The sequence below is a fragment of the uncultured Rummeliibacillus sp. genome, from assembly GCF_934216135.1.
GTDB lineage: Bacteria > Bacillota > Bacilli > Bacillales_A > Planococcaceae > Rummeliibacillus.
The window spans coordinates 26,543-38,422 of record NZ_CAKQBI010000029.1; the positions used below are offsets into that span (position 1 = coordinate 26,543).

An 11,880-nucleotide genomic window follows, 5' to 3' on the forward strand; every position below is an offset into this window, starting at 1 on the left:
AGAAGGAATAATAAAACAACATGTCGAAAATTGTTAATATGAGAAGTAAAAAGTTTGAGCTAACGGAGGCAATGTTTATGAGCACACCTAAGCATATTATTTCTGCAGCAACAATTGTATTGAATGATCAAGGTGAAATTTTATTGATCAAAGGGCCACGTAGAGGATGGGAAATGCCTGGTGGACAAGTGGAAGAAGGGGAGTCGCTAAAAGATGCGGCAATCCGAGAAACAAAAGAAGAATCAGGAATTGATATCGAGATTACAAAATTTTGCGGTGTCTTTCAGAATGTAGATCGCTCTATCTGTAATACATTATTTAGAGGGAAAGCAATAGGCGGTACGCCAACTACCAGCTCGGAAAGTCTAGAAGTCGGTTTCTTCCCAATCCCAAAAGCATTAGAAATGGTCACCTGGAAAAATTTCAGAAAGAGGATTGAGTATTGTCTAGATGAAAGAAAATATCCTTTTTATGTGGAATTTCGTGGTACGGATCGTGAGGATATTGAGTTTGAGATTTGAAAGTATTTAAAGTGTTGGTGGCTTGGAAGTTATTTTATTAAAAGAATAGTTTGTGGAATGAAATATTGAAATTTTTGAAGAAGTATGCTAACTTGAAGTAGTTTAATTTATTAGGTAAATATACCAATTTTAAAATTAATTGGTGCAAATATTTTATATGCTAATAAAATCTTAATAAGCTATGAAAGGAGGAGGCAGCTTATATTGTTTAAAAATAAAACGTTCTTATATTTGTTTATCATATTTTTCTTTGCATCTATTGCACTAAATATCCCTTTTCCAAATAAAACTCTTTATCGTGAAACAGTTATTTTGTTGAACATACCTATTAAAACATTAAATGGATTAAATTATGTGGGGATTACTTCGTTCCTTTTACTAATTGCTAGTCTATATTTTTTAGTAAAATCACTGAATAAAGATTTGTAGTAATTAAGTTTTCTCCCTTCAATCGTTATAAATTTGTATCAAAAAACATTTGCAACAGGAATCTATTCGATTTCTTATAAGGATAGTGAAAGTCGTTGCAATTTTGACATGATAAATGAAGAGACCTTACATGGAGAGTGTGATCTTCCGCTTAAAAATTACAGTAAAAATGATGTCCAATTTTCTATTGAATTTTATGAATCATCCCCGTCTAAGTATGGTCCAAAGGTTTCACTAATGAATAAAAAAGGTCCATATAAAGTAAGACTCAAAGGAAAAGAGAGTAAAGTAGTACAAATTGAGGCGGATATTGATGTATCAAAGATTAAAAAACACAGCGATGGTGGAGCAATGACAGGCAGCGTACCGATTATCATTAGGTCGGGGGAGAAAAGTAGAAAGTTGTGAGTTGGTAGATAGTTTCTAGGAATGATTTGCTTAACTCAGAACGTAACGTAAGTGAATCATTAATCACAAAAAATAACCCATCCTTGAGTTAGGACCTCGGATGGGTTATTTTACCATTTCAGAGCCAATCCCCTTAAAGGAATCAACTATCGATTTGACCGTTCGATGCGACAACATTGGCGGTATTTTTTATAATTCTAGTATACGTAGGGATTGACATGTTTACAAGTTATATTCATGTGAAGCATTCATGATTGCAAATCATTGCAATTGTTCTGTTTTATCACTAGCATTTCTCATAACAATTTTACTAAATAGCGATGCTAACACTTGTTGGAACAGCATTCCGAATACGACGGGCATGGCTACTTTACTTGGAAAATATGTTGTTGCTACAATAACTCCAATAGCAATGTTACGCATTCCACCTGTAAATACCAAAGCTGTGGTTTGTTGATGGTTTTTTATAATAAAACGACCAATGAGTAAAGCGAAGCTATATCCTGATACAGAGATGGCGAATACTAAGAGAATAACGCCTACTAAGTGAAGATTCAAATCTTTTATAAAAGGCGCAATGGCACTGCTGTTAATCATGATAATGCTCAACAATGCAATTTTTGAAAACGGCGCTAATTTTTTGCCAATCTTTTTAGGGATTTCACCTTTTGATAATTCATTGACGAGTATACCTAAAATGGTTGGTAACACAATCATGACGATCAAATCTAATATAAGTTCAGATACATCTAATTGAATCTTTTCACCTGAAACCACATACAACAATAAAGGCATGATGAATGGTGAAAGTAGCGTATCGATTAAAATGACCGATAACCCTAGAGGTAAATTTCCTTTACATATACTTATCCAAATGACACTCGTGATACCTGTTGGCACAGCAACGGATATAACAAATCCAACTGTTAACAAATGGTCATCGAATATGACAGTAGATAAGAAAAACGCCCATAAAGGCATTAAAATATGTAAAAATACGATCGTAAATATAATAAATAAAGGATGCTTCCGAAAGACATTTACATCTTTAAATTTCATTTTTAAACTACTTGTAAACGTCATAAACGCAAATAACCAAGCAACAAGAAATACGAAATGATGCCCCACATTTTCTAACAAAACACCTACAACTAAACTAAGTGGTGTCAAGATCGCTATGTATTTTTGCAGAAAACGATTTACTTTTTCTAACATATTTAGACCTTCTTTTATGTTTTTTTCAGCATACCATATTTTAAAGAGAAAATGGATTGCACCATCTAACTTATCTGTAGTGTTTGCAAGGGACCAGAAATGTATCCGTTGTTAATTTATAAATGAAATAGGAGAATAGATATGTCTATAACTAAAATCATAGATTTAATAGGATTAGTATTTTTTGGTTTGTATGGATTTTATATAGCAGATATCTTTACTAACTTATTTTTTAAGTACTCAATCTTTATTGGCATGTTGCTTTTTACGATTAGTTTTATTTTAGATGTTAGTTTTTATATAAAAACTAAAAAAGAGTAATCTTTTTATGATTACTCTCAACTTAGAAGAAGCTAAATAGTGCCATGACAATAATAAGTACTGAAACGAGTAAATAAAATAGGCCCCAACCATTTTTACCTTTCGTTTTATATTCTTCAAAAGCTAATACGGCAAAATAAATCCCTAGTAATAAGGATGAAATTGGCGTATAGGTATAGTCTTTTGTTATTAAACTGTATGTTGCAGCAATCAATATCAATGCTGAAAACAGTATTTTTATAATTAGCAGCTAAATCACCTCTATTCTTTAGGAAGACTGTTGTTTTATTAATAGTAATAACTATAGGTATTCATGAATATTGTAATGTATATTGGTTAATTTTACATTTATTACAAACGTAGTGCTAGGAGAATATGTATGTTATAAGGGATGTGCTGCATATGATAACAAACAAAAAAATGTTCTATACAGCAATTATTCTTTTTGTTACATTGCTTATATTGAGTTTGCCTTTTCCAAACGATGGCTATTTAGGTGAGACAATTGCAACAGATTTGAATATTCCAGTGCGTTCTGAGAGTGGATTCTCATACATAGGGCTTTGCTTCTTTTTTATATTGTTTGCAAGCTTATTTCTCTTGAACAATTCGATTGATAAATATAATATTCGAGCGATCCTAATAGCTGTTTTGATTGCTATTTTTGGACCTTCAAGTTTTGTTAGTTTATATCAAAAAACGTTTGCAACTGATATTTATGCAGTTACCTATGATAGAGACATGAGTAGTTGCAATTTTGATATGATTGATAAGAAAACGTTACACGGGGAGTGCATGCTTCCTTTTAAAAATTATAGTAGTAATGATGTGAAGTTCAGTATTGAATTTTATGAAGAATATGATGATGATTTTCAATTTGTAACGATTATGAATAACAATGGTCCGTATGAAGTGAAGTTAAAAGGAAATCAAAGAAAGGCAGAAAAAATTGAGTCGAATATAGATGTTTCAAAGTTAAAGGAACACATATCTGGTGGCAGTGCTATGGGTGTAAAGATTGTCATGAAATCAGGTAAGAAAGTTCGGAGATTATAATTGTTATGAGATAGCTTTGATTTTATTTGGCTTAGAGAACTTCACTCTAAGCCTTTTTTTACGTTAGGCTCCTAAATTTTCAGGGTTGTCTACATACAGTTTTTACAATATTCCGCGGAAATAGAAGAAGCTACTTTTTTCAGGATACAAATAAACGTGATAAACAGTAGCTTCTGTCATCCTTTTTTGTAAAATTTAACTAAATATTATATACTTAATTACAGAATGTCTAACCATATTTGTCTAAACGCATCTGGATGAACATAATAAATACTTATGAGAAAATAAAAAATAATATTAATTTTTTAAATGGATATTATTAGTTAAAATGAATATAGAAAGAAAATCCACTAAAAAAGGGTGATTATCATGCAATTTACAATTCATCCCATAGCAGTTGTTCATAATTCTAGAATCGCTATAGAAGATGATGATTGGGGATCTGTTATTTCAACGATCAGACTTGATTCAAGTATAAGTCCAGCAGCTCTTAAAGGATTAGATGATTTTTCTCATCTCGAGATTATATTTTATTTCGATAAAGTTTCTGATGATCAAATCCAATTTGAAGCAAGGCACCCACGAAACAATAAGGCATTCCCTGAAGTAGGCATCTTTGCGCAAAGAGGAAAGAATAGACCAAATCGATTAGGTGTTACAATTGTTGAGCTTTTACAAGTTAAGGAAGATAAAATAATTGTAAAAGGTCTGGATGCGATTGATGGAACTCCGATTATTGATATAAAACCAGTGATGAAAGAATTTTTGCCAAAGGGAGAAGTTAGACAGCCTGACTGGTCTATTTCATTGATGGAGGAATATTGGGATAAGGCGGTAGATTGAATGTATACACTAAAGCATGAATTAGAGCCTAGTGATTTACCTATATTAAAACATATTTATCAATCAGTCGGTTGGAAGAAACATGATGAAGCCATCATTCAAAAAGTGTTTGAAGCAAGTACTCACAAGGTATTTGTGATGGAAGGCGAAAAGATAATAGGTTTTGCTCGAGCTTTATCAGATGGAGTATTTAATGCGACGATTTATGATGTAGTTGTACATAAAGATTATCAAAATAAAGGTGTTGCAAGAATGGCATTAGAAAATTTACTTCAACAATTAGAACATATTTCGTGTGTGCAACTAATTGCAACAACCGGAAACGATACGTTTTACAAAAAATTTGGGTTTAAAAAGCTGAAAACGGGAATGGCAATCTATCAAAGTGAGAAGTTGTCAAAGGAATATTTAGAATAATAAGAATTTTTATTTTGTCCGGTACTAACTGAATGGACGTCCACTTTTATACGAGGGGAATGTAAATGATGAAAATAAATAAAATCACCATTTTTGGCCTTCTAGTATCTATCTTTCTAATTGTTGCAGGTATCTTTTTATTCAGCCGTGAAAACAAGCAGCAAACGACTGTGCATATCTCTCATGCACCAACAGCAGAAGAAGTACTAAAACAAAATGCAGATTCGGATCTTTTTATGTTAGAAGATTCCGTTTACGAAACAAATATTGATTGGGTAGATCAATTATCCTTAACAAAAAAAGATATAGTCGGTGAAATTGAAAGCAATTTTTCAAATGAAGCGTCATTTAAAAATAAAATGGCCACCAAACTCCCTATTGGCACGAAGATATATTCAACGAATGAAAGAGAAGACGTGTTGATTGTTCAATATAAGGGAGAAGAGAGGAAATATTATAAGTTAACGGAAGGATAAACGGTTTGTAAAAAAGTAGATGTTTAAATCAAAAGGGACAAATTAACGGCTATTCCAATACAAAAGGAGACACACAAAGATAGGCTAGAAAACGGCGTTGATAGGAAGTAGGTAAGTACAATGATTGAACAAATAACAAAATGGATTATATTTGCTATACTGATCATTTCATCAATCAGTTTTGTAATCATTTTTCAACTGAATTATATTGCTGAAGCATTAGCTGCACGAGCACTCCCGTTAGCTATTGTAATCGGTCTTACTGCAATAGCTGCTTCTATAATAGCTAAAAAGTAATGCCATTATAATCAAAAAGAACAAAGTCTAAAATGTTGTCTAAACATATGAATTAGAACGAAGGATTCTAGTTATACAAACAATGACAACATTTTAGGCTTTTTTCATACTATACTATTGGGGTGAAAAAATGCCGAGAGTGAAATACCGAGATGCAGATGTTGACCTAATGGCAAGGATGATGAGGGCAGAAGCTGAAGGTGAAGGAAACCTAGGGATGCTATTTGTTGGAAATGTTATTGTGAATCGACTTGTATCCAATTGTTTAGACTTTCAAGATTTGAGAACAATTGAAGATGTCATTTTCCAAGTACAGGGCGGAAATTACTCTTTTGAAGCCGTTCAAAAAGGGAATACATTCTATCAAAGAGCGAGAACAAATGAGCAAAATTTAGCACGACAGACACTCGATTATTGGAGACAACACCCAGCTAAATATGCCCTGTGGTATTTTAATCCATATGCGCCATGCCCAGATACATGGTACGGCCAACCATTTACGGGGCAATTTAAAAACCATTGTTTCTATGAGCCAGCACCTGACACATGTGAAGGGGTTTATACGTAATAGGGGATTTGATTTCTCACGTATGTTTAGTAAAAGCTGAGGGAGATTTATTTCTAAAATCAGGGTGTTTATTACCAAATTAGGACAGTTTATTTCCGAAAAAGGTATGTTTATTTCTAAAACGAAGGGATTTATTTCCTGAATAGGGGAGATTGTTTCTCACGGAAGATTAAAACATCAGTAGCTCAAATGCTACTGATGTTTTTGTATACATAAATTATTTTCTAAGTAGTTGCTAGTAAGAATTCTTCGCCGCTTGGCAATGAAAGGCTATCTGTTCGTCCTGCGAAGTAGCGTTCGTTCAGGTCAGCAGACGATACGTGTTTTGCTTCTCGGAAACCGGCTTTGAGAGCAAGATCAATCATTTCTTGTGGTGTGAAAAAGCTAATGAAAGGTGTGCCACTCGATTTGGCTCCTTTTTTTGCTTCTTCAGCATCTTTTTTAATGTCGGGTTCAGTTTGATCAAATGGTAATAAGAATGTCATCGCTAACGTAGTGCCAGGAGCAAGTGTTGCAACTTGGCGGAGTGTAGCAAAAATCGCTTCTTTTGTAAGGTATTGAGTGACACCGGTTGATGCCACTACCGCAGGACGACTTGCATCGAATCCAGTATTTTTCAGTTGATGCCACCAAGATGAACCTGCTTCAAAATCAACTGGCACGAGTTTTAACCATTCAGGAATACCAAAGCCGGTCTCAATCAGACGTTTTCTTTTCCAATTCTGTGTTTCGGGCTGATCGACCTCGAAGATATTCATCTGAGATGCGATTTCCGGACTGCGTTCTGCAAAGGTGTCAAGGCCAGCGCCTAGTATAACGTACTGCTTGATACCTTGTTCAAGTTTATCTGTAACTAAATCCTCTATAAACCGAGCCCGCGCAACAATGGATGCTCGGAAGCCACTTGTAAACTTCGGATCCATATCTGGTCGCTTGCGCCAATCATCTTCAGGTGCAATGAGTTTGAGTCCTACCTCGTCTTCAAGCACATGTGGTTGTTCATCTATTTGTAGGTGCAAAGCTCGCCATAAAGCAACTCGCACCGCAGTATGATCAGGTATATTTGTTTGCTTAGTCATTCATTTCTTACTCCTCTCGAACTCAGGAATTCGTTAGTTGTTTGTAAAGATAATTGTAGTTCAATGGTATTTAATTGCAAGGAATAAAGATGGAGTACCTGGATTCAGAACAATTATTTCCCTAGGAAACATAAGAAATGCTGATTATTCGCTCTAAGCCCCCGTTTATTCGCTCCCACGAGAGATTTATTCGCTCTCTCCGGCCATTTATTCGCTCCAAAACAAATTGTATTCGCTCTCTCGGCAATTTAAGTCATCTCTCCAGCGTACTCAGGTAGCGAAAAATACTCTTATTTATCCGCGGCAAGATTACTAGATTGACCAAGCAACTGGGCCGCGTAAAAGGAGGAGTAATAGGTGCAGCAACAATGTATTCGCTCTTGGCGACTGTTTATTCGCTCCCACGATTGATTTATTCGCTCTCTCCGGCCATTTATTCGCTCCAAAACAAATTGTATTCGCTCTCTCGGCAATTTAAGTCATCTCTCCAGCGTACTCAGGTAGCGAAAAATACTCTTATTTATCCGCGGCAAGATTACTAGATTGACTAAGCAACTAAGGCCGCGTAAAAGGAGGAGTAATAAGTGCAGCAACAATGTATTCGCTCTTGGCGACTGTTTATTCGCTCCAAAACAAATTGTATTCGCTCTCTCAGCGATTTAAGTCATCTCTTCAGCGTACTCAGGCAGCGAAAAATACTCCTATTATCCGCGGCAAGATTACTAGATTGACTAAGCAACTAGGCCGCGTAAAAGGAGAAGCAATCAGGTATCTCGACAAAATTATGTGCATTTATAGTCCCTTTGGAGTAAAGAAATTTGGGTTTTATCTACTATTATTCATCAAGATAATTAGGAATAAATAATCTCAATAGTATATTTTTTACATGGTATAATTTCTAAAAGTTAACATATTTGTATGCGTAAAAGTCGCTGTATTTAGGGTGACTTCTGTTTTTTATAAAAGGGGTGATGAACATATGTCTTTAGCGTATTACTATGCACTTTTGCGTGAAAAGCAAGAACAACTTCGAAGGCTTCAGGCTTGTAGTAACCAGCTACACTTACACCAACAAGAATTTATCGAGTATGAAAGTAATATCACACAACCTACGCTATCTAGTAAGACTTGGCAAGGAGTGTTAGCTACTAAGTTTGATCAAACTCGTCATGAGCAGATGCTTACTAAATACCGTGAATTGGATGGACAACAATTCAATTCTGTTTACACGGTGATAGCAGAAAAAATGAGTAGTCTACAGAGTGAAATTAGTGCGATAAAAGAGATTATTAGAAGTCTTGAAGCGGCTCGTGCTGCAGAAAGGGCGAAATCTAAATAACAAATTTTACTTAAAAGGAGACGCTATTTGATGAGTACAGAAATTAAAATCAAGCAAAATGTAATTGACCAAGCACTTTCGAAGATGAAATCCTCTACAAATGCGCTTCATACTTCGCTTCCTTCTGCAGTAGGGGAAGATAATGTACTAACTGCTGTACAAAAGTGGAAAGTCCTCCATCAAGAATATGAAAAAATGTTAGAGTCCTATAAAACTTTATTAATACAAAATGAGGAAGCTAGTCAACAAGTGGTACAAAGTATGATCGAATTGGATGATCAACTAGGAGATTATAAAGTGTTGAAATAAGGATTGAAAAGTCAAACGAAGCTAATCTTTCTGAATGTATAGTGAGGTGGTTATTATTACTAAGGTATTAGATGTTGCCGGTATACAGAATGGAATTGAAAAAACGCTCAAATCTTTAAAAAATAAACAAAAGGAAATAGACGCAATCGAAACCGCGGTGCAAGGAATACTAGCCCTTGAAGATGCTTTTAAAGGAAAAAGTGCGGATGCGATGCGAAATTATTATAGAGAAGTGCATTTGCCATTTATCTCTCATTACAAAACTTTTATAGAAGATTACGAGAGTAAACTAACTATTATGGGCAATGAATTGCAAGCGCTTGAGTCTGCAAGTAATGGGAGGATTGTCGAAGCTTTTTTAGCAGAAGATTTACAAAGTAGCCTACAAAACACAGCCAATCATACAATCATTCTTACAGATGAAACAAATCAAACAATTCAATCCGTACAAGACATTGTAGCTGCACCACTATTACATGATACATTCTTTTTGGAAGAAGTGGATGATGCAAAAAAACAAGCCCGTGATACGGTAGAAAAAATTCATCAATTTGATTACAATCAAAGTAAAGCTTTAGAAGAATTATCCAACGATGTGTCGAAAATGCAAAACTACATAAATCGTATTCAATCCCATACGAAAAGTGGAAAGATACAACTAGATAAATATACAATCGGCACAGTAAAGAAGTATCAAATCGATGAATTACTTTTAGAAAATACCTGTTCTAGAGAAGACAGTAAAGAAGAGTTACAAAAGAAACTCGCAAATACAACTAACCTAGAAGAATTTTTGAAACTCGCAAAAGAATTAGGTGAAGAAAATCTTACCGATGAACAAAAACGGATCCTCACCTTGTGGGAAACAGCAGAAGGTATTAAAAACGGTGCCTACAAAGCAGGTAAAGAATTCTTAAATGGACTATTCGATTTCGTCTTGCATCCTGTAAAAAACATAGAGAGTACAATCGACGCACTTGCGCATCCAATCGAAACGCTCGATTATTTTTCGAAGGCGATCCGTGATTCGTATGAACGAGATGTGATCAACGGAGACGCCAAATCCCGTGCGGAATGGTTCTCTTATGCATTAGGAAGTGTCGGATTATCCGTATTAGGAACAAAAGGGTTGGGCGCCGTATCAAAGACCGGAATGGCAACAACGAAAGTCGTTACTAAAGCCGGCGCCAGCAAAGTAAAAGGTGCAATTTCTGGTTTCGAGTTATTGCCGTATGCCCCTAGGAATCAATTAGCCTATGCCAATGCAAGTGTTGTGCCTTACAATGTGGTGAATGGTGCTAGGGTGAAAGATCAGTTGCTTTCTATGGCGAAGGTGGAAAGTAAGAGTGGTGGTAAACCTTTACAAAAACACCACTATGCAACTAATAAAAGTAAAACGTATACTCACCAGTTAGAAAATGTGACTAAAAAGTATGGCTTGGAGTTAGACGATACTTGGAATAAAGAATTATTACCCCATCAAGGAAGACATCCGAATGCATACCATGAATATGTGTTAGACAGGATAAATGAATATGATGCTATTGCACGTGGAAATAAGGAAATTTTTTTAGAGTTATTTGAAGGGTTAAAGAGTGAAGTTAGGGAAAATCCAGATATGCTTTACAAAGAGTATTGGTTAAAGAAAAAATAGGTAGGGGATATGGATGAAATTTTATAAGATAAGCATAGAAGTTTCAGGCGAAAACGATATAGTATGTCATTATAAGGATGATTTAGGTATTCAACAATACGAATTTAAAATTGGAAAAACCTTTGATAGATGGGATGGAAGTTTTAAGTTTTACTATGATAAAAGTGAGGGAGATGTGCTTACTGACTATCTTGCAAATGATATGGGATGGTTTGTGGTATCTAGAAGATTGAAAACTATTATGGAGAACTTAAATACTAAAATTGAGTATTTTCCAGTTGACATTATTGAGCTGAAAAGTGGAGATAGTTTAGAAGAATATTATATTGCTAATATTCTTAAAGTGGTTGATGCGCTTTGTTTAGAAGAGTCAGATTACCATGAAATACAGACTAAAAGTGTTGGGACAATATATAATATACGAAAATATGCAATTTATGAAAATAAAGTAGAAAATAGTGATGTTTTCAAATTGGGAACTAGACAGGAAATTCCTATTTTCGTTTCAGAAATATTTAAAAGAGAAATTGAAAATAATGAATTAACAGGTTTGGAATTTTACGAAATTAAAGCTATCTAAACTATTAAGGTTTAGGTACCAGGCACCGAGACAATTAATATGCTCAAAGAACTGTTGGCGGAAAAGATAGATTACCAAATGATAATGGTGGGCATTTGATAGCTAGCATTTTTAAAGGTTCTGGTGATATTGACAACTTAGTACCAATGAATGCTACTCTGAATAGAAAAGAGTACAAAGCTATAGAGACTACTTGGAAAAAGGCTTTAGAAGTAGGGAAAACAGTGGAAGTTAAAATTGAGCCTATTTATTAGTTTTAGGTACCAGGCACTGAAACAATTCAGAAAATAGACTACAGATCAAGTCCTTAATTTCTCAAGAGGTTAGGGGCTTTTTCTTTTTATGTTTGAATTTATGATTGTGTAAAC

Annotated in this window: 15 protein-coding genes and 1 pseudogene; 14 read left to right on the forward strand and 2 right to left on the reverse strand. The window is 34.6% G+C overall.

Annotation, left to right across the window (positions count from 1 at the left end; all coding sequences use genetic code 11):
- The first annotated feature begins 77 nt into the window (after window positions 1-77).
- The 3 genes from Q0977_RS14925 to Q0977_RS14935 all read left to right on the forward strand — a co-directional run bounded on the left by Q0977_RS14925 (window position 78) and on the right by Q0977_RS14935 (window position 1,358).
- Window positions 78-521: an NUDIX hydrolase gene (locus Q0977_RS14925; RefSeq protein ID WP_299515404.1), complete on the forward strand. Its 444-nt coding sequence runs from the start codon at window positions 78-80 to the stop codon at window positions 519-521.
- A 204-nt stretch (window positions 522-725) separates the two neighbouring features.
- Window positions 726-950 (forward strand): hypothetical protein, encoded by a 225-nt coding sequence (locus tag Q0977_RS14930; protein ID WP_299515406.1) that lies wholly within the window; start codon window positions 726-728, stop codon window positions 948-950.
- A gap of 108 nt (window positions 951-1,058) precedes the next feature.
- Complete coding sequence (locus Q0977_RS14935; protein WP_299515408.1) at window positions 1,059-1,358, forward strand: hypothetical protein; 300 nt, start codon at window positions 1,059-1,061, stop codon at window positions 1,356-1,358.
- A 261-nt stretch (window positions 1,359-1,619) separates the two neighbouring features.
- Here Q0977_RS14935 and Q0977_RS14940 read toward each other — a convergent pair whose 3' ends face one another.
- Window positions 1,620-2,573 (reverse strand): bile acid:sodium symporter family protein, encoded by a 954-nt coding sequence (locus Q0977_RS14940; RefSeq protein ID WP_299515410.1) that lies wholly within the window; start codon window positions 2,571-2,573, stop codon window positions 1,620-1,622.
- 723 nt (window positions 2,574-3,296) lie between these two features.
- Between Q0977_RS14940 and Q0977_RS14945 the strand changes: the two genes are divergently transcribed.
- The 6 genes from Q0977_RS14945 (at window position 3,297) to Q0977_RS14970 (ending at window position 6,551) form a co-directional block, all read left to right on the forward strand.
- On the forward strand, window positions 3,297-3,950 hold the full coding sequence (locus Q0977_RS14945; protein WP_299515412.1) for a hypothetical protein: 654 nt from the start codon (window positions 3,297-3,299) through the stop codon (window positions 3,948-3,950).
- A gap of 369 nt (window positions 3,951-4,319) precedes the next feature.
- Window positions 4,320-4,793 carry an SAM-dependent methyltransferase gene (locus Q0977_RS14950; RefSeq protein WP_299515414.1) on the forward strand — a complete coding sequence of 158 codons (474 nt, stop codon included), beginning with the start codon at window positions 4,320-4,322 and terminating at the stop codon, window positions 4,791-4,793.
- Window positions 4,794-5,210 (forward strand): GNAT family N-acetyltransferase, encoded by a 417-nt coding sequence (locus Q0977_RS14955; protein WP_299515416.1) that lies wholly within the window; start codon window positions 4,794-4,796, stop codon window positions 5,208-5,210.
- Between the two features lie 65 nt (window positions 5,211-5,275).
- Entirely contained in the window at window positions 5,276-5,686 is a 411-nt protein-coding gene (locus Q0977_RS14960) for a hypothetical protein (protein ID WP_299515418.1), read from the forward strand.
- Window positions 5,687-5,806: 120 nt separating this feature from the next.
- Window positions 5,807-5,983: a hypothetical protein gene (locus Q0977_RS14965; RefSeq protein ID WP_299515420.1), complete on the forward strand. Its 177-nt coding sequence runs from the start codon at window positions 5,807-5,809 to the stop codon at window positions 5,981-5,983.
- Window positions 5,984-6,113: 130 nt separating this feature from the next.
- Window positions 6,114-6,551 (forward strand): cell wall hydrolase, encoded by a 438-nt coding sequence (locus tag Q0977_RS14970; RefSeq protein ID WP_299515421.1) that lies wholly within the window; start codon window positions 6,114-6,116, stop codon window positions 6,549-6,551.
- 224 nt (window positions 6,552-6,775) lie between these two features.
- Here the strand turns inward: Q0977_RS14970 and Q0977_RS14975 are convergent, their stop codons facing one another.
- Window positions 6,776-7,630 carry a class I SAM-dependent methyltransferase gene (locus tag Q0977_RS14975; RefSeq protein ID WP_119415233.1) on the reverse strand — a complete coding sequence of 285 codons (855 nt, stop codon included), beginning with the start codon at window positions 7,628-7,630 and terminating at the stop codon, window positions 6,776-6,778.
- Between the two features lie 979 nt (window positions 7,631-8,609).
- On the opposite strand from Q0977_RS14975, the gene Q0977_RS14980 reads away from it, so the two are divergent.
- The 5 genes and pseudogenes from Q0977_RS14980 to Q0977_RS15000 all read left to right on the forward strand — a co-directional run.
- Window positions 8,610-8,969, forward strand: a complete 360-nt coding sequence (locus Q0977_RS14980; protein ID WP_124218081.1) for a DUF5082 domain-containing protein — start codon at window positions 8,610-8,612, stop codon at window positions 8,967-8,969.
- A 30-nt stretch (window positions 8,970-8,999) separates the two neighbouring features.
- On the forward strand, window positions 9,000-9,278 hold the full coding sequence (locus Q0977_RS14985) for a YwqI/YxiC family protein (protein ID WP_124218080.1): 279 nt from the start codon (window positions 9,000-9,002) through the stop codon (window positions 9,276-9,278).
- Window positions 9,279-9,324: 46 nt separating this feature from the next.
- Complete coding sequence (locus Q0977_RS14990) at window positions 9,325-10,932, forward strand: T7SS effector LXG polymorphic toxin (RefSeq protein ID WP_299515428.1); 1,608 nt, start codon at window positions 9,325-9,327, stop codon at window positions 10,930-10,932.
- 13 nt (window positions 10,933-10,945) lie between these two features.
- Window positions 10,946-11,512, forward strand: a complete 567-nt coding sequence (locus Q0977_RS14995; RefSeq protein ID WP_119415225.1) for an imm11 family protein — start codon at window positions 10,946-10,948, stop codon at window positions 11,510-11,512.
- Between the two features lie 53 nt (window positions 11,513-11,565).
- Window positions 11,566-11,766 (forward strand): annotated as a pseudogene (locus Q0977_RS15000) (DNA/RNA non-specific endonuclease); the annotation flags it as partial.
- Between the last annotated feature and the right edge of the window lie 114 nt (window positions 11,767-11,880).

Bases quoted from the DNA above. Each gene is read 5' to 3' on its own strand.
- Q0977_RS14925 (WP_299515404.1), top strand. From the start codon at position 78: ATGAGCACACCTAAGCATATTATTTCTGCAGCAACAATTGTATTGAAT.
- Q0977_RS14935 (WP_299515408.1), top strand. From the start codon at position 1,059: ATGATAAATGAAGAGACCTTACATGGAGAGTGTGATCTTCCGCTTAAA.
- Q0977_RS14940 (WP_299515410.1), bottom strand. From the start codon at position 2,573: ATGTTAGAAAAAGTAAATCGTTTTCTGCAAAAATACATAGCGATCTTG.
- Q0977_RS14945 (WP_299515412.1), top strand. From the start codon at position 3,297: ATGATAACAAACAAAAAAATGTTCTATACAGCAATTATTCTTTTTGTT.
- Q0977_RS14950 (WP_299515414.1), top strand. From the start codon at position 4,320: ATGCAATTTACAATTCATCCCATAGCAGTTGTTCATAATTCTAGAATC.
- Q0977_RS14955 (WP_299515416.1), top strand. From the start codon at position 4,794: ATGTATACACTAAAGCATGAATTAGAGCCTAGTGATTTACCTATATTA.
- Q0977_RS14960 (WP_299515418.1), top strand. From the start codon at position 5,276: ATGATGAAAATAAATAAAATCACCATTTTTGGCCTTCTAGTATCTATC.
- Q0977_RS14965 (WP_299515420.1), top strand. From the start codon at position 5,807: ATGATTGAACAAATAACAAAATGGATTATATTTGCTATACTGATCATT.
- Q0977_RS14970 (WP_299515421.1), top strand. From the start codon at position 6,114: ATGCCGAGAGTGAAATACCGAGATGCAGATGTTGACCTAATGGCAAGG.
- Q0977_RS14975 (WP_119415233.1), bottom strand. From the start codon at position 7,630: ATGACTAAGCAAACAAATATACCTGATCATACTGCGGTGCGAGTTGCT.
- Q0977_RS14980 (WP_124218081.1), top strand. From the start codon at position 8,610: ATGTCTTTAGCGTATTACTATGCACTTTTGCGTGAAAAGCAAGAACAA.
- Q0977_RS14985 (WP_124218080.1), top strand. From the start codon at position 9,000: ATGAGTACAGAAATTAAAATCAAGCAAAATGTAATTGACCAAGCACTT.
- Q0977_RS14995 (WP_119415225.1), top strand. From the start codon at position 10,946: ATGAAATTTTATAAGATAAGCATAGAAGTTTCAGGCGAAAACGATATA.